Source organism: Lysinibacillus parviboronicapiens (assembly GCF_003049605.2).
In the GTDB taxonomy this organism is placed as follows: domain Bacteria; phylum Bacillota; class Bacilli; order Bacillales_A; family Planococcaceae; genus Lysinibacillus; species Lysinibacillus parviboronicapiens.
Window position 1 is genome coordinate 3,414,875 of sequence record NZ_CP073713.1, and the last position, 22,182, is coordinate 3,437,056.

A 22,182-nucleotide genomic window follows, 5' to 3' on the forward strand; every position below is an offset into this window, starting at 1 on the left:
AGCGAACGAATGCTCGACTATAATAAATGGCAATAGTGGCCGTCCACATACAAAAATGACCGCCCAAAGACGGTCATTTTTTCATGAATCTATCAATATCGTACCACAGTTTTGGCCAGTATGTGAGAGCTCGTTTGGTAAACGGGATTAAATAATCTAAAAATACAAGCTGCTGCTCCAAAGGTAAGTCCACTGCAAAAAGCCATTCCCGTAATAGCTCATTTGGAAATTTCAAACGATGAAACTTTCTTTTATCTAAACGCCGTAGCTCAGGTAACTCTGTTAAAATTTTAGCAAGGTCATAGTCCACAGCTGGCAATACTCGATGTAACCATAAAATATATTCATCGTCCGCTTCTCCTAGATGTGCTAAATCAAAATCAATTAAGCGTAATTGTCCGTCACTACACCATAAAAAATTATGATGGACGACATCCCCATGTAATAGCGTAATATCTTTTTCTGGCACATCTTCCAATGCAATTAACTGTAATGACTTTTCACTATAATGAACAATTTGGTCTACTTCTTGTTTCGTTAAAAATGGACGAAAATCATTTCGTCTGCTTTTAAAACGCATGTGACGCATTTGCCATTTTAAAAGCTGTGAATATGTGTGCAAACCTGGCACTCGCTGCCAAGCAATTTTTTTATGTGTCTCATGTAAAGCCATTAATAGCTTAAGAGATTGCTCGCGGTCTTTTTTATGTGCAAAATTCGCACTATGACTCCCCTCTTGCCACAATTGCACGATAAGTTGCTCATCATCACTTTGCACTAAAGGCAGGATGAGTGAGGGTTCAAGTCGTCCAAGTTGTCGATGAATTGCCCTCACCTTTTCTGCTACTTCTAATTGCTTTGCCCTTTTAACAAAGTAATTGTTGGATTGGTAATTATACTTCCAAATATTAGGCTTTACTTCCTCTACAATGAATGCTTTTTCACCATCGATAAGGCGTCATCCCGCCTGGGAAAAAATGCGGGGACATCCATGGACCACACGTTTGGCACGGCGGCGGACATGGTGGTGGACATGGCGGCGGACAGTTGCATTGGTCAAATTGCCAATTTGGCATCATTGCGGGCTGTGAACTACCACAACCACAGGATTGCCCCATCTGCATCTCCGGCATTTGCTCAAAATGATGCTGGACCTGTGCATCATTTACAGGGAAGAATGGAGATGTGCTTGACTCTAAGAAATGACCTGCACCAGCAACATCACCTGCTGGCATTGTATATGGTACCGGTTGCTGTGGCATTGAGCATGTATCTACCTGCGGGTGCATTGGCATTTGGTGCATCGGCATTTGATGCATTGGCATTTGATGCATCGGCATTTGATGCCACCACATTTGATGATGCACCGGTTGATGGCAACTCGGACAATGTGGCACCATTGGCATTTGTGGCATTTGTGGCATTATATGAACAGGTGGTGTTGGTTTGGCTACTGGTGGTGGTGGTGGTGGTGGCGGCGCTGGTGGTTGAATTTGAATTGGTGGTATAACAGGATGTTCAACTTGTGGCATGACTAATTGTTGATTCCAATTAAGTTCTACAGGCTGAGGCACCCACATTGGTTGCTGTGGCATTGGTTGTGGCATTGGCATCGGCATCGGAAACGGTATTGGAATCATTTGTGGCTCAGGCATTGGCATCGGCGGAGGTGCAACAATCGGAGGCGCTGGCATAGGCTTCTGCACCTCTTTTTTAACACTTTCTTTCACAGACTTAGTAGGCATTTCTTTATGAGTTTGTGTCTCCTTATGTGTTCCTTGGTTATGTGTTTCCTTGTGTATTTTTTCAGGCAAAATAATTTCCATGCCCGGTACAATATAATCAGGGTTGGCAAGATGGACATTGAGCCGCTTCAAATCTTCAAACGAAATGCCGTACTCTTTCGCAATCTTCCACAATGTATCTCCCTTTTGAACAATATGAATACGCAATTTTTTCCTCCCTTCCTCTCTTCGTATCATATGTTCAATGTTTCATTTGGATACAAAAAATTCACGCATGTTGTAAAAGCTTCATGGTACACTAATGCTTAAGGAATACGTTTCCTTCATTACAGGCAGAGGTGATCTCTTATGAAAAAAATGTTAGGCGAAGAACGCCGACTGCAGATTCTAGCACAACTAAAAAAAAGCAACACACCTATAACAGGAACAGACTTAGCTAAATTTGCCAATGTTTCAAGACAAGTCATTGTCAATGATATAACATTATTAAAGGCTAGAAATGAACCCATTATTGCAACGAGCCAGGGCTATATTTATATGCACCAAGACCAATTATACCAAACAGTTGAACGGACTATTCCATGTTTTCACACCCCGGAAGAAGCAGAAGATGAGCTCATGGTCATTGTGGATTGTGGCGGTACAGTGAAAAATGTCATTGTCGAACACCCCGTATATGGAGATATTACAGCTTCCATTATGGTGTCAAATCGTCATGATGTTGAAAAATTTGTACAACGTGTTAGCGAGACGCAAGCGAGCTATTTATCTGCACTAACAGGTGGTACACATCTTCATGTTATTTCTGCTCCATCTGTAGAAATTTTAGATTTAATTGAACAAAACCTACAAAAAAAAGGCTATCTAGTCACAGATCAATAAAGTATAAATAAAAGAAGGGATCCCATAAGCAACTGGGATTCTTTCTTTTTTTGTATAATATTAATCCACTTGACCTGCTCTTCTACTAGGCTTACTGATTAAATAACCTACAAAAGATAAAACAGTACTCCTGTTCACACAAAAACCGAGCGCTCCCAAAAATGGGGCGCTCCACAATAATTAGAGAAATCTTTGTTGTTGCGAAGGTGTTGGTAATAGGCACTGTTCTTTTTTACCAAAAAGACGATAACGGTTTTCAGCAAATTTCCTGTATAGGATGTTTCGTATATAGGAAGGGATTACGATGAAAACATAACAGGTTGGCCACAAGCTATCTAAACGACGACTAATTTTCAGAGCTGCCGTGGATTCCCAATAAGCTTGACCATGCTCTATTAAAATGACACTATCTATGTTTGTCGGAACGTTATATGTTGCAAGAATTTCCTGCCCAACTTCACTTTGAATCGAGGCAAACCGAAAATAAGCACGCTGATCACGTTTTATAATAAACTGCACACTGCTATGGCAAAAATTACAAACTCCGTCAAACAGAATAACTCCACCCACTCTGATGCCCCCTAACCGAATTTAAACCTCGTCAGATGTTAGATAAGTAAAGTATGTACCAAGTGATTTCACCTTACAACCTAGGGCTGCTAACTCTTCCATAGCACCTCGCATCATTGGTTCTTTCTCATCCGCTAATACATCAATCATGAAGAAATAATCACCCAGTCCGGTTTTCAAAGGACGTGATTCAATTTTACTTAAATTTAGTTGGCGCCAAGCAAATACTGAAAGCACTTGATGTAATGCCCCTGAACGGTCTGTTGGCAAGGTAATCATGAAGGTTGTTTTTGCCTGTCCCTCTGATAATTCCTGCGGTAATCGTTTGTTTTGTTTTGATAATACAAAGAAGCGAGTATGGTTAAAGTGAAAATCATGGATATTTGATTGCACGATATCTAAACCATATCTTTCAGCAGCTGCCGCATTGCCGACTGCTGCGATGCACTCCTGTGGATTTTCAGATACATATTTAGCTGCTGCTGCAGTAGATGTTGTTTGATGTAATGGAACATCGCTAAAACGGTAGAATAAATACTTATGACACTGTGCGAGTGCATGCGGATGTGAATACACACCCTTAATGGACTCCCAGCGGTCTTTTTGTTCTTTGTTGACCATTAAATGTTGCTGAATTTTCAGTTGTAACTCACCTGTTACATAAAGCGTCGCCTCATGGAATAAATAATCAAGGGTTAATGGCACTGAGCCTTCTAATGCATTTTCTAGAGGGACAACTGCTAAATCTACCTTCCCCTCTGCTACTGCTTCAATACATTCTGGAATTGATGCACAAGGGACTAGCCATTCACTTGCGAAAATAGCTTTTGTTGCTAAATATGTAAAGGATGCCTCTGGTCCTAAGTATGCGATTCGTTTCTCCCAATTTTGCTCTGTCATTGAATTTACCTCCTTCGCTACGATTGGTAGCCTATATATCATTCTTTTTAGAAAACTCACTCTAAAAAGAAAGAGGCGTTCTATAAGCCCTTTCTTTGAGTAAGTTTCCCTATTTACAGAATGAGGTGACTCAGATATACCTCTGAGTCACCCCTTTTACAATGCTCCAGAACTAATAACTTCCGCAGACTCTACAAAATCTAAACGCTTAAGCTGATGCAATAAATCATCAAGCTCACAGCTCATGCTTGTTACATCTAACGACAGTGTAACATTGGCACGACCTTGAATTGGAATCGTTTGATGGATTGTAAGTATATTACAATGCGTGTTCGTCACAGTTTCTAAAAGTTTTGCAAGTGTTCCTTTACGGTCCTGAAGCTGTAAAAAGACTGTTAAAATCCGTTCTTGCACAATAGAGTGGAAAGGAAAAACAGCATCACGATATTTGTAAAACGCACTACGCGATAAATCCACTTGTTTTACCGCATCCCATATGGAAGATACCGTACCACTTGAAAGTAAGTGTTTCGCCTCCAAAGTTTTTTGCATAGCATCTGTCAAAACGTCTTCACGAACTAAATAATATCGCTGGTTAGCAACGTTTTTCATACTCTTCCCCCTAAAACCTATTCTTAGTCGACAAATTCAAATTCGAATTCTAATAAGCGTACAATATCTCCATTTTGTGCACCGCGTTCACGTAATGCTTCATCGACACCCATACCACGTAATTGGCGTGCAAAACGACGTACACCGTCCTCGCGGCTGAAGTCTGTCATTTTGAAGATACGCTCAATCGCATATCCACCAAGAATGAAGGTACCATCAGGGTCACGAGAGATTTCGATTGAATCTGCTTCAGATTGGTGTTTGTAAAGTACCGTTGCATCTGATTCTTCATCTAGATCATCGAATAATGGGAATTCAGGAGTCACTTCCAGTAAGTCTGCAATTTCAAATAATACTGGTTTTAAGCCTTGGCGAGAAACCGCTGATACTGGGAAGATTTTCACATCTTCGCCGACTTTTTCACGGAAAATTTCTAAGTTTTCCTCTGCATCTGGCATGTCCATTTTATTTGCTACAATAATTTGCGGACGCTCTGTTAAACGAAGATTATATTGTTTTAACTCATCGTTGATTGTTAAGTAATCTTCATAGGGGTCGCGACCTTCCATGCCTGACATATCAATTACATGCACGATAACACGTGTACGCTCAATATGACGGAGGAATTGGTGACCTAGACCAACACCTTCGTGCGCACCTTCGATTAAACCTGGTAAATCCGCCATTGCAAAGCTACGATGATCATCCGTTTCAACCATTCCTAAATTCGGCACGATTGTAGTGAAATGATAGGCACCTATTTTTGGCTTTGCCGCAGAAACAACAGATAGTAATGTTGATTTACCTACACTTGGAAAACCAACTAAACCTACATCTGCCAGTACTTTCAACTCTAATATAACATTTAATTCTTGTCCTGGCTCACCTTTTTCAGAAAGTTCTGGAGCAGGGTTGGCTGGTGTTGCAAAGCGGGAATTTCCGCGTCCACCACGGCCGGCTTTTGCGATAATCGCTTGTTGACCATGCTCGACTAAATCGGCAATAACAACACCTGTTTCTTCATTCATTACGACTGTGCCTGGTGGTACTTTAACGATTAGATCGTCTGCACGTCTACCATGCATCCCCTTACTCATACCGTGCTCACCACGGTCAGCTTTGAAGTTGCGTTTGTAGCGGAAGTCCATTAACGTTCGTAGACCCTCTTCAACTTGAAAGACAACATTCCCACCGTGACCACCATCGCCACCAGCTGGACCACCATTCGGCACAAATTTTTCACGACGGAAGGCTACCATTCCATCCCCACCGTCGCCACCTTTTACATAAATCTTGACGTGATCGACAAACATTTAATTCACTCCCTGCTCGCACTCAATACATATTTCCAAGACGTATTTGTCTCTTCCACTGTTTGAATGTCAAATTGTTTCAAACCTTTTTCGGTGAATGCATCAGCACTCCACTGTCCATTTAGCGTGAACGTTACAGCAAATGTATGGTCGTCGACACACACATGAATCCCTAAGCTTTGTTCAGTAAATGGATCTAATGTATCATAAACATGTATAACTGTTTTATTTAAGTATTCTACAACTGCCGCATCAATATTATTCGTGACAGGTTTGCTAATCTCACCACTAATTTTCATTGATAACGAAGGATAGCGCCAATTCGCTGTCTGTAGCCACTCCATCGTTTGTGGTAACTGTAGTCGATTTATGCTTGAAAGCACCCGTAATTGGTCAGAAAAATTTTCAATAAGTTTCTTTGATTCATCGATTCTACCTAAATCTAAATTCATGCGAATTAGTTGAAGCTGATTCACATAATCATGATTTGCAAAACGTAATACTTCACTAATGGTTAGTGATTGACTGTTCATCCCATTCACTCCAATAAAGTTATCTTCATTAGTATAACAAGTTTTGACGTTTTTTTCTCTTAATTCCGCACAACAAATATGCTTTTTGAAGAAAAAAAAGGACTGCAATAAATGCAGCCCTCCGCTTTATGTTCATATTTATGAAAATTAAGCTTGTTGAGTTTCTGGGTATACAGATACTTGTTTGCGATCGCGACCTAAACGTTCGAATTTAACAACGCCGTCAACTTTAGCAAATAGTGTATCATCACCACCACGACCTACGTTTGTACCTGGGTAAATTTTTGTACCGCGTTGACGGTAAAGAATAGAACCACCAGTTACGAATTGGCCATCAGCACGTTTAGCGCCAAGACGTTTAGACTCAGAGTCACGTCCGTTTTTAGTAGAACCTACCCCTTTTTTCGAAGCGAAAAGTTGAAGGTCTAATGCTAATAACAATTTCATTCTGTTCCACCTCCTACTTGGTTGTAGTTGATTTGGATATATTGCCCGTAATTTTGCACCATAGAATACACTTGAGCAGTCATTACTTGGACAATTAATTGTAGTTTTGCATCAATTTCAGGCTCTAAATCTGTTGGTAAATCTACCTTTAGATAGCCTCCACCTTCAGCTGCTTGTTCAACTTCTGGTTGTAATTGTAGTAGTGCATAAATAGCATTTACCGTACCAATGGCAATGGTAGATGCGCCTGCGCAAACTAAATCTTTACCAGATTCGTCGTACTCAGCATGTCCTGAAAATTCAAATGCAGACACATGTCTATTTTCATCATGATGTATCGTAACTTGTATCACTCGTTACACCTCACAATTAAGCGTTGATAGTTTCAACAACTAGTTTTGTGTAAGGTTGACGGTGACCTTGTTTACGACGGTAGTTCTTTTTAGCTTTCAATTTGAAAACAACGATTTTCTTTTGACGGCCTTCTTTCACAGCTTTAGCTGTTACTGTAGCGCCCTCTACGAATGGAGCTCCAACTTTAACGTTTTCGCCACCTACGAATAAAACTTTATCGAAAGTTACAACCTCGTCAGCTTCTACGCCCAATTTCTCAACATAGATTTCTTGACCAGCTTCTACTTTGATTTGTTTACCACCAGTTTCAATAATTGCGTACATTTTACTGCACCTCCTCTTAAACTCAGACTCGCCTGTTTATGAAGGTGATCATAAGATACTTAAACCTTCCCAGAGCGGTTGTAGTAGCACGGGTGCTACAAACAATAACATTAAAATATTACCATATCATATTTTTCAAGTCAACCTATTCATAACATATTTCTCAAAAGCTAAACGGTATTTTCGATAACTCCATTCTTTGATTACTTGAAGCCATATAAATAGACAAAGTACAGCTAAAAAAATAGACTGCGGTAAGTAACTTATTGTCCATAGAAATAATATCGTCACAATGGTCAGACAAAACGAGTAGTAATATTCAAATGCACGTACAGTCGGATAAAATAAAAATAAACATGCAATCAATATTCTCCCGCCATCTAGTGGAATAATCGGAAATATGTTTATAGCTAGTAACACTAGCTGTACCTCGATAAGCTTAGGAGCAAGTAACTCAGGCATAAAAAAAGCGAGACCAATCCCTAATACCGTAGCGATTGGTCCTCCTAAAGCAATCCATAGTAGTGATGTAGCCTGCACAACCGCTGGATTATCAAATTCAATTTCCCCCCCATACGGTGTAATGACACATGACTTTATCTTTACACCACAAATTTTTGCCGCCAATAAATGTCCTGCCTCATGCCAGAGTAACGAGGAGAGAATAATAGCATAATAAGCAATTTGACCGCTAAAAATCATTATAAACACCAGAGGGATACATAATATATGCAATTTAATCTTCATCGTTATCTGTTTGAAGCCACTGCACGATTTGTTCTAAATTATAGTGTGTATCAGCTTTTTCAATCGATATATACAGTTGTCCAGCCTTTTTCATGCCGATCAAATCATTTGCCTGCACTGTTGTGTATGGCAATTGCGCTAAACTATCGAGCATACCATAGGATACAGTTGTACCATCCTCATAACTAATGGTCATCGTTTTACCTGTATATTTTGTATGGCCTGTAAAAACAACTAGTCCACTCTGCCCAGCATACACAGGAAGCCCTACATCATACTGTAACAAAAAGCCTTCTTTAAAAACCTGCGCATTAGAAAAAGTTAAAAGTTCAGTTTGCCCTACATCACTCGATACCATAATAGTTTCTTGTTCTTTATTTAACAAACTTTGGCCGAGCTTACTTAAATATGTGATATCTGCTGATGTCGTAACAAGCTTTCTCACTGGCGTTTCCAATACGCCCTGATCTTCTAAACGAATAACGAGCATGATTGCAGCCACGAGTAATATCATAACAATCCATTTCCATTTTTTAAACAAGCCCTCATCCTTTTTTCACACTATATGAGGTTGCATGTCCATTCATGCACAAGAAACGTATATTCCCCCCGACAATCCCTATCGCTTTCACAATAGATGAATGCTCGCCAAAAAATAAATACACGAAGATGTTCGTCCATCGTCCACTGCGACAATCGCAGGGACGATAGTTCCTTAACAAGAAAAAAACCTTTCGCGCTATTGCACGAAAAGGTCTTAATTATCTTGAAAATAATGCTTTGAATTTTGAAAACATACCTCTATGCTCATCTTCAATGGCCATGAGTGGCACTGATTCCCCTAATATACGTCGTGCAATATTACGATAACCTAACGAGGCTTTATTGGCAGGGTCCATCACTACAGGTTCCCCTTTATTTGATGACGAAATAACACCCTCACTATCGACGATTATACCTAATAAGTCAATGGACAGATGCGTAGTAATTTCATTAACATCCAATGTATCACCGTTTTTCATCATATGCTGACGAATACGGTTAATAATTAGTTTGGGTGCTGTAATTTCCTCTTGCTCAAGCAGACCAATAATACGATCTGCATCACGTACAGCTGAAATTTCTGGTGTCGTGACCACAATTGCATGATCTGCACCAGCTACAGCATTACGATATCCTTGTTCAATACCTGCTGGACAGTCAATTAAAATATAATCATAGTCTCTTTTTAACTCTTCTACTAAGCTCTTCATTTGCTCAGGTGTGACAGCGTTCTTATCTGTCGTTTGAGCAGCAGGTAGTAAAAATAGTTTGTCATCAACACGTTTATCTTTAATTAAAGCTTGATGTATTTTACAACGTCCTTCAATCACATCAACTAAATCATAAATAATACGATTTTCCAGACCAAGAATTACGTCTAAATTCCGTAATCCAATATCCGTATCAACCAAACATACTTTTTTACCTTGTAGAGCCAATGCAGTCCCAAGGTTAGCCGTTGTCGTCGTTTTCCCGACACCGCCTTTACCTGAAGTTATGACGATCGCTTCTCCCACACTAGCTTCCTCCCTTAGACACATTTAACAATGGTCGAATATTTTTTAACGCATGAATTTGATCGTACGTAATACGCCCATCATAGCCGATAAATGCACAAGCCATCTCTTCTTGATTAATAGCTTTTACATGCTCATCTGACATTGCCTCAACCTGATCGGCAATCATTATATGTGTGGCTTCTAAACGAGAGGCAGCAATTATTGCTTCCTTATTACCATGTACACCAGCATGCACAATTCCCTTTAGTTTGCCTAGGACATACACATTGCCACCAGCCTCTACACGTCCATTCGGATTGACATTGCCAATAATAATAATGTCCCCCGAGGAACGGAGAATTTGCCCCGATCTGACCACACCTACATATGTATCTTGTTGACTTTCTATCATTTTCTGGTTGCTTTCATGGACAGTCAGTACATCACTTTGCACTTTAGATACGATTAGTTGTTCTGTTTCCTGGACAATTTTTACTAGCTCTTTTATTTGCTCATCAGCACAGTATCGATTGCCTAAATGTAATTGTACATCTACTTTACCATCGATACCGCCTTCTGAAACTTTTCTTTTTAACTCTTCTACTAATTCGGCATACGCACACTGATCGTCTAAACGGAGAACAAAACCATCCTTTGTCCCCTTCATATTAACTAATTGTTTTTTCATGAATGCCTCACCCCACGTTGCTCTTTATTAAGAAACTTCACGTGCTCTCTGTAAGACACGCGCATTAATTAAATATTTGAAGGCCCAACCAAGAATCATTAAAAATAACGTATTTGCAATGATTGTTGGTAGTAGTCGTGAACGTAAGAAATCCGTTAATGGTATCGTTGTAAAGTCTATTAAATAGAAGAATTGATAGAGTACGAATTCTAAAATTGCTACTAAAACAACTGAAATCGTCGTTGTCACAACTAGGTGCTGATGAATAATTTTCACAATAGATCCAGCTAAAAAACATATGAGTGGATAGAGTACGGAATATAATCCAATAATATCAATGTAAAACACATCATACAAGACACCAAAAAAAAGTCCATACATTACCGCTCTTTGACGGCTGTAATAGATGGATATAAATATTAAATATAAGATTAAAAATCGAGGTACTAGATAAAAAATTTGCCCTTTCACTTCAATTGGTGAAAGCATAGCAAACTCTGGTTCTAGTAAAAATAACAAAACCGCCACAGAGGGGATGAGAAATCGAACCATCATTCCGCCTCCTCTTTATTCGCCTCTGGTGGATTCGATAAATCCTCATTTGTTGCCTTGCCATCAGAACCGTCAATCATTGTTGTTGAACGTTTAGCAATGACAACATGTTCTAAAATTGAAAAATCAGCAGATGGTTTTACATAGGCCATTTTCGTTAAGCCAAAATCATCTGTACTTACTTCAGTAATTTCTCCGATTGGCACCCCTTTTGGGAAAATACCGCCAAGTCCTGATGAAACTACCTGCTCGCCTTCTTTAACCGTTAAACTAGAATCGATTCGCTTCATAATGAGTTCATTACGTTCTTCATCAAAGCCCTCGATTAAACCGTATGCTTCTTTTTCTCCTAAAACCATCGCAGAAACACGATAATTTGGATTATTAGTATATAAAAGCTCTACCTCAGAGGTGAAAGGCGTCACTAATGTAATTTTACCGACTAAGCCTTTCGCTGTCATAACTGCCATATTTTTTTCCACACCATGAGAGGAACCTTTATTTAAAATAATTTTCTCTTCCCACTGATCAGGATTTCTAGCAATAACCGTTGCTTGAATTGGATTAAATGCTTTTAAACTCTCCTTTTTATCGAGGAGCTCATTAAGTTTATCATTTTCTTTTTTCAAAGCCAATGCTTCGGTTTGTACAGCAGCAAATTCTTCTAAGCGTGCTTTTAAACGTTTATTTTCTTCGTACGTGTTTAAGAGGGAGTCAATATCATTAAAAATACCCGTAATATAATTCGCCGGCTTCGCAACAATGGATTGTGCGACGCCGACAGTATCTTTAATAATTTGCTCTGGTAAAGTTGCATTCGTCCGATCACGTAATGAGAAGCTAATCAATGCCACAAGAAAAACCATGCCCACGAGCAGCAATATTAATTTCTTATTGAAAAAAAAATGTGGCATTGCCTAAACCTCCTTAACCTTTTACTTGTTGACGACGAATCACATCGATATTATCTAATGCCTTACCAGTACCAATAGCAACACAGTCTAATGGATCTTCTGCGATAAATACGGGCATATTCGTTTCACGACTAATAACTTTATCTAAATTAGATAATAATGCTCCACCACCTGTTAGCACGATGCCGCGTTCCATCACATCGGCAGATAATTCTGGTGGGGTTTGTTCGAGTGTTTTACGTACACCATCAATAATAGATGCTACCGCTTCACGTAATGATTCTGAAATTTCCTGAGATGAAATTTCAATCGTCTTTGGTAAACCTGTTAATAAGTCACGACCTCTAATTTCCATTTTTTCTTCAGGACCCTCAGCAAATGCCGTACCGATCTCGATTTTTACTGCCTCTGCAGTACGTTCACCAATTGTTAAATTATATGTTTTACGGATGTATGAAATAATTGCTTGGTCCATAGCATCCCCGCCAACACGTACAGATTCACTTGTGACAATACCACCTAACGAAATAACAGCTACCTCTGTTGTACCACCGCCGATATCGACTACCATTGAACCTGTTGGATCCCATACTGGTAAGTTAGCACCAATAGCTGCCGCAAACGGTTCTTCAATCGTGAAAGCTTCTTTTGCCCCCGCTTGACGAGAAGCATCGATAACTGCGCGTTGTTCTACAGATGTAATACCGTAAGGCACGCAGATCATTATATTTGGTTTTTTCCAATTTCCACCAGAATTTTTAGATGCCTCTTTTAAATAGTACTCAATCATCGCTGTTGTAATATCAAAATCAGCAATTACGCCATCTTTCATTGGACGAATAGCCACAATTGAGCCCGGTGTACGTCCAATCATATTTTTCGCATCATTACCAACTGCGACGATATCGCCAGTTTTCGTATTTTTTGCTACGACTGAAGGTTCGCGTAAAACGATTCCCTTCCCTTTAATAAACACTAATGTATTCGCTGTGCCGAGGTCAATCCCGACATCTTTACTACCTAATCCAAACAAATTGTGTACTCCCTTTCTATTTAAGCCATACTTTCGTTGACATAAAATCATACCGTTCATTATAACGGAAAAAACCAAGAATTTATAGTGCCATACACCTCATCTTGCGGAAAATATACTATTTTCATCCCTCTTAAACTTAAAATAGTACGTATAGATTAGCATATAATTTTTATTCATCTAAGACAACGTCTAATAGGCTACCAATTTTTGTGAATCATAGAGTTATTTCTACCAACTACATTAACGTCATTCATCAAAAAAAGGTTCGCCTTTAAATGAATAGCAATTAAATTTCATTGCATCAACAACATCAAACTACCATCAAAAACTTGAACTAATTGCTTACGCTTGAATAATGTGACAAATCAAGGCTTAATTAAGTTCTTCCACATCTGTAGGATGGTTTCCTCTGAGTTTATGACCTCAAAAAGCTCTGCAAAATTGCTTGCAGAGCTAAATATACCCTTTTTCTTTTAAACTAATGTATTGATGATCACCAATGATAACATGATCAATCAGCTCAATGCCAATAATATAACCCGCTTCCTGAATCCTCTTTGTTACCTCAATATCTTCTGGACTAGGTGTTGGCACGCCGCTAGGGTGATTGTGCGCGCAAATAATCGAAGCGGCAGAACGCTTTACTGCCTCTCGGAAAATTTCTCTCGGATGGACGATGCTGGCATTTAAGCTCCCTATAAAAATTGTCTGTTTATGAATAATTTGATTTTTGACGTTTAGAAAAAGTGCAACGAAGTGTTCTTGGCTAAGGGAAGTCATATCAGGCATTAAGTACGCAGCAGCGTCTTGCGGGGAGCGAATCGTATATTTTTCATCATTGTGCTTTTGAGCTAAGCGCCGCCCAAGCTCAATCGCTGCTAATAACTGAATTGCCTTCACCTCGCCAATTCCTTTAATAGCCACCATTTCTTCAATCGTAGCATGCTTTAAATGATGCAAATGCTCAAAAGCACCTAATACACGATTTGCTAGGACAAGAACCGACTCTTCTTTCGTTCCTGTCCTTAGTAAAATAGCCAGTAGCTCCTGATTCGATAAACTCATGGCTCCTTGCCTTAAAAGTCTCTCACGTGGTCGATCCGCGATATGAACGTCTCTTATCATCATGCTTGGTAATACATCTGTCGGCAAAAATTGTCACTCCTTCGCAAATTGGATAATTTGAAGTGCTACCAATTGCGTAAACAACGCCGCAAGTGGTAGGCCTACAACATTGTTATAATCACCTTCAATTCGCTTCACTAAAAGGGTTCCAGCAGTTTGAATGCCATAACCGCCAGCTTTATCAAAAGGATCCCCCGAAGCTACATATGCTTCGATAAGCTCCTGTGATAATTCGTTAAAGACAACTGTTGTTTCTTCTACAAATGTTGTTTCTTGTCCTTTTGAATCGATAATAGCAACTGCTGTCATAACCGCATGACGCGCACCTGATAATCGAGTTAAGTGGGAAATTGCTTCCACACGAGTGGTTGGTTTATGCAATAGTTCGTTGTTAAAAACTACGATAGTATCTGCACCAATTATTGTTGCATTGTCTACTTTTTTTGCTACATCACGTGTTTTTAACAGTGCTACACCTTTTACATAATCTTGCATTGTTGCTGCTTGGACGCTTGTCTCTTCTACTTCGCTCGTAACAATATCGAAGGGAAGCGCTAGCATGGCAAGCAATTCCTTTCGGCGTGGTGAAGCAGAAGCAAGTACTAACTTATGATTTGTTGTAAACATTATTTCACCATTCCTCCTTATACTTATCATAACGGAGAATTAGGTATTTGAAAATTTTCAAAAAATCAAGAAAATGCCTATTTCACTATATTTAATTGTTAAAATTTAATTTGGAGACACGCATTACTCTTCTTGTAATGCGCAAATAAATGTAAGCGAATGATATTTATATCACTGGAAATAGAAGAAACTGCTGTCCCTACAGTTTGCCAATCGGAAGGCAACGTTGAATCTTTTACGTTGTCCTTAAAATTTAATTTTTTAGCATTTTTATCAGCTAATACGACAGGAAGTTCTTTAATCGTTGCTTCTTTACAGCTATCGCTCGTAACACTAAACACTTTTTTAAATGTTGCAGGAGCTTCTAAGAAAACGAGTTGGCTTTCCTCTATCGCAATGCTTGTCCAAACATAGTATTTACCATCTGCCTCTACAATGGCACTTTCTTTTAATGCTGGATACTCGGCTAAAAATGCACTCGCACTTTCATAGTTAGAAAAAACACCTGCTTGGCTTGCATAAAACATAGACGAGTTAGGGGTAGTACCACCTGCTGTCGGAATAGTCTCTTTCTCGGAATCTTTACTCGCTACTTCACTATCCTGCTTTAATGAAAACTGGGTACTTACTTGAAGAATACCTAAAAATATGGCCACACCAAATAGTCCTACAATACCGCCAATTAGCATTGCACGAAATACTTGTTTTTTTATTACCTGACTAACAATTTTCATACGTCCTTCACCTCTTCCTTTAACGTATCAAAATAAACATAAAAAAAGACAAGACTATTGTCATCTATGATTTCATATTAGTATATGTTTCAAAATATGTGAAAATGCTAATTAACTGCATTTCATTACTAGTATTTTTGGAGGTTTTAACATATAAATTAATTTCTTTAATATCACAGGCCACCGTAGTATATTTTTGCATTTTCCTGACGAGATTCTCTGTGGTACTCTTATAAACAAAATTCCATGATATAGGTGTTTGTGATTTTCTAAATTGAATAGATTTATGTAAACACTTCTTTTTTGCATCACAAAAGCCTTCCACAAGAATATTGGAAGGCTAATCCTAAACGGTTGGTATAAATATATCGGCATAGTCGTGCGTAGCGTGTCTCCACATAAAAACTCTATTATGGCGTTACAGGACAACCATCATTAGTTGTTGCCAATCAATTTGTTACGCACGTCCGTTAATAAGTACAATGAACCTGTCACGACGGTCCTGCATTTATTTTCCGATTGTGTTTGCAAAAATTGAACATAATCACGTAACACTTCTTTTTGAGAAGCACCCGAGAGTTCCACCATATCTTTTGCTGACATCGCACGCGGATTGTTGAAATCAACAAAATAAAAGCAATCACTCACTTGTTCTAACTGGTTAAAAACATTTTGTACATCTTTATCTGCAAGGATGCCAATAACGAAAGTAATCCTCTCCTCAGGGAATTCCTGCCGAATTGTAGCTACTAATGTTTCCGCACTTGCTGGATTATGTGCGCCATCTAATATAATAGAGGGCAGGATTTCTTCAAAGCGACCAAGTATAGTTGCCTTATTAATCCCATGTTGAATACCTTCAATACTTACTGGCACATGCAATGCTGTTGCCACTTCAAAAAACGCGGTAATGGCTAGTGCCATATTATTTGCTTGATGCGGCCCTTTCATTTTTCGCAACAGATTTGCTATGCGTAAGCCATTTTCTTCATTTGTATAACACTCACCATTGTTCGTATGCTCAATATAAAATTGATCGTCAAGTTCAAGCACAGTCGCTTGTTTGTTGCGTGCTTCTTTATAGATAACTGCCCTCGCTTCAAGCGGTAGCTCGCCAATAATAACAGGTTGATGCTGTTTAATAATACCTGCTTTATGATGGGCAATACTTTCAATGGTATTACCTAAATATTTCGTATGCTCTAACGCAATGCTCGGAATAATAGAAACAATTGGCGTCACTACATTCGTACTATCCAGTAAACCGCCCATCCCGGCTTCGATTATGGCCACATCTACATTACTATTAACAAAATGTAAAAATGCAGCAACAGTGAGAAGCTCAAAATCTGTGAGCTTGCCACTCAGCCCCGCTGCTTGCACTTGTTGAAACACTCGATCCATCTCTTCCGCTGAAATAGGTTGCTTCGCTACTTGAATTTGGTCATGAACATCTAAAATACAAGGAGACATAAATTTGCCAACGCGTAAACCATGCTCCATTAAAATAGCTTCAAGGAATGTAAGTGTTGAGCCTTTTCCGTTTGTCCCGGCTAAATGGACAATTTGCAGTTTTTTTTCGGGACTACCTATAAGGGCTAATGCTTCTGCAATTGCAGTAAGACCTGGCTTGATGACATCATCGCTTGTTACTGCCCACTTGTCCTTATATATATCAAATTTCGGAATCATTGTTCTTCCTCCTGTAGCCATTGCCGAACTTCTGCTATGAAATAAAGCGAACCCGTGATCACTACAATATCTTGTACTTTCTTTTTTCGTATGGCCGCTCTGACCACTTGTCGCCAGTTGTTATTCCATTCTTTATCGGGATGTTGCGACAAAGCGCCTAATCTATCAGCAGGCATTGCATTCGGTAGGTCTATTTGTGTAAATGCCATGGATGTTGCAACAGCATCCATTAAAGCTATACTATTTGCATGATCTTTATCTGATAACGCTGCATAAATAAAACGATAATTACGATTGGGATATACTGCCTGAAGTGCTTGAATAAGTGCTGCTGTTCCTTCTGAATTATGAGCACCATCTAATACAATATTGTTGTTAAATTGTTCAAAGCGACCTGCCCATTGTGCTTTTTGCAAAGCATGACGTATTGATGTCTGTGATATTTCGATATGACCCTTTTCCAGTAACAGGAGTACAGCAGTTATTGCCAGACTAGCGTTGGCTATTTGATGGGGTCCAGCCATTTTCAATTGCATGTCGTTTATCTCAACCTCAGCTTTTCGATAACTAAAATACTGCATACCAACTTCTTGCTTATTAGCAGCTACGATAAAGTTATGGCCAATAACGTGACATTGTGCATGACGTTCTTGTGCAGTCTGTTGAATAACTGCAAGCGCCTCATTCTGTTTTACACCTACCACTACAGGCACACCTTCTTTGATAATTCCAGCCTTCTCACCTGCTACCTTAGCAAAGGTATCTCCTAAAAACGCTGTATGTTCCAGTGAAATGGTCGTAATAATTGATACAAGTGGCGTAATGACATTCGTTGCATCTAAGCGACCACCAAGACCCGTTTCAATAAGTGCAAAATCAACGGCTTCCTCCGCAAAATATTGGAACATGATAAGTGTGACGACCTCAAAAAAGCTCGGATAGTCTCCGTCATAATCTGTATCCACAATGAAAGCAATGTTGTTCATATATCGTAAAAATTGTGCATCGGGAATTAGTTCCCCATTTATCGTCATACGTTCATTGACACACTTTAAATGAGGAGATGTAAAGGCGCCTACCCTATAGCCTGCCTTCTCTAGCATTTCCCGTAACATATTGACCGTTGAACCTTTCCCGTTTGAACCTGCAATATGAATCGTTTTTAGCTTATTCTGTGGATTATCTAAACGTGCCAAAACTTCTCGCATCATAACAAGCGGCTCACGCTTATAGTCAACTGCTTTTAATGTAAAAATAAAATCTGTACAAGCCTTCATCGATGTAAACACAAAAACACTCCCTCTAACTACGATAACTCTAGTATAAATGGTGCCAGGCACACACACAATTCTCACACAATTTAAAAACACACAGAAAATCACTGTTAAAGTGAGTTTTTGTGTATTTTTACCAAATGTACTTTGGGATTTATTGTGATTTTTGCTATCTGCTAATACATGTTTAATAAGTACTCGACCACTTGTATTCAATAGCCGGTAGTATTTTGCTTCAGATAATTTAATGAGATTTGCCTCTATCATTCCTCTTGCACTCACAAAATCTAAATCATCACGGGCTTTGTTTATTTTCACTATAATTGTTGCAATATTTCCGACATATGAACCTCCGTTTTTTTATTTGCCTTACATTATAAAAGACCATTCTATTTTTAGCAGAACAGCCATAGATTTTAATAAGCATCTCTTCAAGTGGGTACCCAGGCGATTCTAGCTTGAAAGAATGACTATCTCACTGCCGACGACCATAGGCTTCACGACCCATCATGCCACACAGATTACCTTTATCTATTTTACTAATTTTTCTGAATATTAATATATATTTTGTCCTAACTCAATACATATCTTTTGATTCATAATAAAAAAGTAGTGGATGACTTTTTTCGTCATCCACTACCTCAACAATCCATTATATATGATTACATATTTTTCAGTTCTTCTAAACGTTTTAATACCACTGCATGTTTATCTTCATAGTCGGCTAATTTTTCACGTTCTGCATTGACTAAAGCTTCTGGGGCTTTTGAAACAAATTTCTCGTTTGATAACTTTCCACTAACAAGTTTCACTTCTTTTGCCCATTTTTCTAATTCTTTTTCAAGACGAACAATTTCTTCTTCTAGGTTAATGAGGCCTACAAGTGGCAGGAATAGCTCTGCTCCAGTAACGACCGCTGTCATAGATTGATCAGGAGCCTCTAAGCCCTCACCGATTGTTAAAGGTTCAGGGTTACAGAATTTTTCAAGGTATGCTTTATTTGCTTCAAGAATAGTAACTGTTGCTGCATCTTTTGCAGAAATGAATAAAGGCACTTTTTTGCTCATTGGTGTATTAACTTCCGCACGTATATTACGCACTGAACGTATAATATCCATAAGGAGCTTCATATTGTCCGCTTCATCCGCAAAATGAAGATCCGTACGTACAGTTGGCCATGCAGCCACTGTAATAGACTCACCTTCGTGCGGTAAGTGCTGCCAGATTTCTTCCGTGATAAATGGCATAAATGGATGTAATAGACGCATTGTTTGATCTAATACGTAAGCTAAAATAGAACGAGTAGTTTTCTTCGCTGCTTCATCTTCACCATTCATTGGTAATTTCGCCATTTCAATATACCAAGAACAGAAATCATCCCAGATAAAATTGTAAAGCTCGCGGCCAACTTCACCGAATTCATAGCGCTCAGCAAGCGATGTCACACGTTCAATTGTTTCGTTTAAACGAGTTAAAATCCATTTATCGGCCACTGATTTTTCGCCAGTTAAGTCGATTTCATCATATGTCATGCCATCCATATTCATTAACGCGAAACGAGAAGCATTCCAAATTTTATTAGCAAAATTCCAAACTGATTCTACTTTCTCTGTTGTATAACGTAAATCTTGCCCTGGAGATGAACCAGTTGCTAAGAAGTAACGTAACGAATCGGCACCGTATTTTTCAATAACGTCCATTGGATCTACACCGTTACCTAAAGATTTACTCATTTTTCGACCTTCTCCATCACGTACCAAACCGTGGATTAATACGTCTTTAAATGGAAGTTGATCAGTAAATTCGATACCTTGGAAGATCATGCGAGATACCCAGAAGAAAATAATGTCATAGCCTGTTACAAGCGTACTTGTTGGGTAATAGCGCTTATACTCTTCATTTGCCTCGTCTGGCCAACCCATTGTAGAAAATGGCCATAGCGCAGCTGAGAACCATGTATCTAAGACATCTTCATCTTGTGTCCAATTTCCTGCGTCTGCTGGTGCTTCTTTACCAACATAAATTTCACCCGTTTCATTGTGATACCAAGCTGGAATTTGATGGCCCCACCATAATTGACGAGAGATACACCAGTCACGGATATTTTCCATCCAGCGAGAATAGGTGTTTTCAAAACGAGCTGGAACGAAATTCACTTTGCCTTCTTCGTCTTGTTGTAGTGCTAATGAAGCATCAGCTAGTGGTTGCATTTTAACGAACCATTGTGCTGAAAGATACGGCTCTACAACAGCGCCAGAACGTTCAGAGTGACCAACTGAATGCATATGCTCTTCGATGTTGATTAAAATACCAGCCTCTTGTAAGTCAGCAACGATTTGCTTACGGCATTCAAAACGATCCATCCCGTTATATTTACCAGCAAGCTCATTCATTGTCCCATCTTCATTCATCACAAGAATGCGCTCTAAGTTATGACGGTTACCAACCTCAAAGTCGTTAGGATCATGGGCTGGTGTCATTTTTACTACACCCGTACCAAATTCCATATCAACGTAGTCATCTGCTACGATTGGAATTTCACGGCCAACGATAGGCAAAATAATTGTTTTCCCAATTAAATGTTGGTAGCGTTCGTCTTTCGGATGAACGGCAACCCCAGAGTCACCTAGCATTGTTTCTGGGCGTGTTGTCGCTACCTCCACATATCCTGAACCATCTGCTAATGGATATTTCATGTGATAGAATGCGCCTTGCACATCTTTGTAAATAACTTCAATATCAGATAACGCTGTTTTTGCAGCAGGGTCCCAGTTAATAATACGTTCACCACGATAAATTAGCCCTTTATCATATAATTGAACAAATACAGTTTTAACAGCATCCGATAGGCCTTTGTCGAGGGTGAAACGCTCACGAGAATAGTCTAATCCTAGGCCAAGCTTTGCCCATTGTTGACGGATATGTCCTGCATACTCTTCTTTCCATTCCCATGTTTTTTCGAGGAATTTTTCACGTCCTAAATCATAACGTGTAATACCGTCTTCTCGCAGTTTGGCCTCCACTTTTGCTTGTGTTGCAATCCCAGCATGGTCCATACCTGGCAACCATAGCGCATCATAGCCTTGCATACGTTTCATACGCGTTAAAATATCTTGTAAAGCTGTATCCCATGCATGACCAAGGTGCAATTTCCCTGTTACGTTCGGTGGTGGGATAACGATTGAATATGGCTCTTTCCCACTGTCTGGTTGTGCTTCGAAAAATTTACCTTGTAACCACCATTCATAGCGTCCCGCTTCAATTGACTGTGGATCGTATTTCGTTGGCATTGAAATGTTTTCTGTCATTTTGACTCCTCCTGTTGACTAAAAATTTTTGATATACATCAAATTAGCTAAAACGAATTTGCTGTCCAGATTTTCCATTGTGTTTACACAATGAACTCCTTTGAAAATCTGATATCTACTAGAAGCTTTATTGCCACAAAATGTTTAAACATGATTTTTGGACAATAAAAAAACTCCTAGCGTCTACAAAAGGACGAAGGAGTTTAGTTCGCGGTACCACCTTTAATTCCAGCAGGGCTAAGTCAAGCGCTCACGTATATTCTC

General features: G+C 39.2%; 24 protein-coding genes and 2 other annotated features (1 of these 26 running past the window's edge). Of the genes, 1 reads left to right on the plus strand and 23 read right to left on the minus strand.

The annotated features are described in order from the left end of the window. Positions 1-73: 73 nt before the first annotated feature. Together C9J31_RS16500 and C9J31_RS16505 are read right to left on the minus strand one after the other, a co-directional pair. Positions 74-952, minus strand: coding sequence for a phosphotransferase (locus C9J31_RS16500; RefSeq protein ID WP_338016383.1), 879 nt, complete (start codon positions 950-952; stop codon positions 74-76). Continuing rightward, positions 942-1,952 carry a LysM peptidoglycan-binding domain-containing protein gene (locus C9J31_RS16505; protein ID WP_107950616.1) on the minus strand — a complete coding sequence of 337 codons (1,011 nt, stop codon included), beginning with the start codon at positions 1,950-1,952 and terminating at the stop codon, positions 942-944. Before C9J31_RS16505 ends, C9J31_RS16500 begins: the two co-directional genes overlap by 11 nt. Before the next feature lie 141 nt (positions 1,953-2,093). Here C9J31_RS16505 and C9J31_RS16510 point away from each other — a divergent pair, with 141 nt between their 5' ends. Beyond that, positions 2,094-2,627, plus strand: coding sequence for a transcription repressor NadR (locus C9J31_RS16510; protein WP_107950617.1), 534 nt, complete (start codon positions 2,094-2,096; stop codon positions 2,625-2,627). A gap of 180 nt (positions 2,628-2,807) precedes the next feature. On the opposite strand, the gene C9J31_RS16515 is transcribed toward C9J31_RS16510, so the two are convergent. The 21 genes from C9J31_RS16515 to C9J31_RS16615 form a co-directional block, all read right to left on the minus strand. Beyond that, complete coding sequence (locus C9J31_RS16515; RefSeq protein ID WP_107950618.1) at positions 2,808-3,197, minus strand: thiol-disulfide oxidoreductase DCC family protein; 390 nt, start codon at positions 3,195-3,197, stop codon at positions 2,808-2,810. Positions 3,198-3,218: 21 nt separating this feature from the next. Beyond that, positions 3,219-4,097, minus strand: coding sequence for a prephenate dehydratase (pheA, locus tag C9J31_RS16520; protein WP_054768091.1), 879 nt, complete (start codon positions 4,095-4,097; stop codon positions 3,219-3,221). Between the two features lie 156 nt (positions 4,098-4,253). Continuing rightward, positions 4,254-4,709 (minus strand): ACT domain-containing protein, encoded by a 456-nt coding sequence (locus C9J31_RS16525; RefSeq protein ID WP_107923538.1) that lies wholly within the window; start codon positions 4,707-4,709, stop codon positions 4,254-4,256. A gap of 23 nt (positions 4,710-4,732) precedes the next feature. Next, positions 4,733-6,022 carry a GTPase ObgE gene (gene obgE / locus C9J31_RS16530; protein ID WP_107950619.1) on the minus strand — a complete coding sequence of 430 codons (1,290 nt, stop codon included), beginning with the start codon at positions 6,020-6,022 and terminating at the stop codon, positions 4,733-4,735. A 5-nt stretch (positions 6,023-6,027) separates the two neighbouring features. Beyond that, positions 6,028-6,555 carry a Spo0B domain-containing protein gene (locus C9J31_RS16535; RefSeq protein ID WP_107950651.1) on the minus strand — a complete coding sequence of 176 codons (528 nt, stop codon included), beginning with the start codon at positions 6,553-6,555 and terminating at the stop codon, positions 6,028-6,030. Between the two features lie 147 nt (positions 6,556-6,702). Beyond that, entirely contained in the window at positions 6,703-7,002 is a 300-nt protein-coding gene (gene rpmA / locus C9J31_RS16540; protein WP_010860051.1) for a 50S ribosomal protein L27, read from the minus strand. Further along, a complete protein-coding gene (locus C9J31_RS16545) occupies positions 6,999-7,355 on the minus strand; it encodes a ribosomal-processing cysteine protease Prp (protein ID WP_036130449.1) in 357 nt (118 codons plus the stop codon). The genes rpmA and C9J31_RS16545 overlap by 4 nt, the downstream gene beginning before the upstream one ends. 16 nt (positions 7,356-7,371) lie before the next feature. Next, the gene (gene rplU / locus C9J31_RS16550; protein ID WP_054768089.1) at positions 7,372-7,680 is read right to left on the minus strand and encodes a 50S ribosomal protein L21; all 309 of its coding nucleotides are present in this window, start codon (positions 7,678-7,680) and stop codon (positions 7,372-7,374) included. Between the two features lie 14 nt (positions 7,681-7,694). After that, positions 7,695-7,770: a sequence feature (ribosomal protein L21 leader region), on the minus strand. A 45-nt stretch (positions 7,771-7,815) separates the two neighbouring features. Next, entirely contained in the window at positions 7,816-8,382 is a 567-nt protein-coding gene (locus C9J31_RS16555) for a site-2 protease family protein (protein WP_238602159.1), read from the minus strand. 34 nt (positions 8,383-8,416) lie between these two features. After that, entirely contained in the window at positions 8,417-8,968 is a 552-nt protein-coding gene (locus C9J31_RS16560) for a M23 family metallopeptidase (protein WP_054768088.1), read from the minus strand. 220 nt (positions 8,969-9,188) lie between these two features. Next, on the minus strand, positions 9,189-9,986 hold the full coding sequence (gene minD, locus C9J31_RS16565) for a septum site-determining protein MinD (RefSeq protein WP_107923535.1): 798 nt from the start codon (positions 9,984-9,986) through the stop codon (positions 9,189-9,191). 1 nt (position 9,987) lies between these two features. Further along, positions 9,988-10,656: a septum site-determining protein MinC gene (gene minC / locus C9J31_RS16570; RefSeq protein WP_107923534.1), complete on the minus strand. Its 669-nt coding sequence runs from the start codon at positions 10,654-10,656 to the stop codon at positions 9,988-9,990. 27 nt (positions 10,657-10,683) lie between these two features. Then, positions 10,684-11,208 carry a rod shape-determining protein MreD gene (gene mreD, locus C9J31_RS16575; protein ID WP_107923533.1) on the minus strand — a complete coding sequence of 175 codons (525 nt, stop codon included), beginning with the start codon at positions 11,206-11,208 and terminating at the stop codon, positions 10,684-10,686. Beyond that, complete coding sequence (gene mreC, locus C9J31_RS16580) at positions 11,208-12,122, minus strand: rod shape-determining protein MreC (protein WP_054768087.1); 915 nt, start codon at positions 12,120-12,122, stop codon at positions 11,208-11,210. Before mreC ends, mreD begins: the two co-directional genes overlap by 1 nt. A 13-nt stretch (positions 12,123-12,135) precedes the next feature. Further along, positions 12,136-13,155, minus strand: a complete 1,020-nt coding sequence (locus C9J31_RS16585) for a rod shape-determining protein (protein ID WP_107923532.1) — start codon at positions 13,153-13,155, stop codon at positions 12,136-12,138. Positions 13,156-13,611: 456 nt separating this feature from the next. After that, complete coding sequence (gene radC, locus C9J31_RS16590) at positions 13,612-14,283, minus strand: RadC family protein (RefSeq protein ID WP_193767125.1); 672 nt, start codon at positions 14,281-14,283, stop codon at positions 13,612-13,614. 33 nt (positions 14,284-14,316) lie between these two features. Then, a complete protein-coding gene (locus C9J31_RS16595) occupies positions 14,317-14,910 on the minus strand; it encodes a Maf family protein (RefSeq protein WP_107950622.1) in 594 nt (197 codons plus the stop codon). A 98-nt stretch (positions 14,911-15,008) separates the two neighbouring features. Beyond that, positions 15,009-15,644, minus strand: a complete 636-nt coding sequence (locus C9J31_RS16600; RefSeq protein ID WP_107923525.1) for a hypothetical protein — start codon at positions 15,642-15,644, stop codon at positions 15,009-15,011. 435 nt (positions 15,645-16,079) lie between these two features. Beyond that, on the minus strand, positions 16,080-17,336 hold the full coding sequence (locus tag C9J31_RS16605; protein WP_107950623.1) for a bifunctional folylpolyglutamate synthase/dihydrofolate synthase: 1,257 nt from the start codon (positions 17,334-17,336) through the stop codon (positions 16,080-16,082). Further along, entirely contained in the window at positions 17,333-18,613 is a 1,281-nt protein-coding gene (locus C9J31_RS16610; protein ID WP_193767126.1) for a bifunctional folylpolyglutamate synthase/dihydrofolate synthase, read from the minus strand. Before C9J31_RS16610 ends, C9J31_RS16605 begins: the two co-directional genes overlap by 4 nt. 659 nt (positions 18,614-19,272) lie before the next feature. Continuing rightward, positions 19,273-21,918 (minus strand): valine--tRNA ligase, encoded by a 2,646-nt coding sequence (locus C9J31_RS16615; protein ID WP_107950624.1) that lies wholly within the window; start codon positions 21,916-21,918, stop codon positions 19,273-19,275. A 186-nt stretch (positions 21,919-22,104) separates the two neighbouring features. After that, positions 22,105-22,182: a binding site (T-box leader), on the minus strand; it runs 246 nt beyond the window's last position.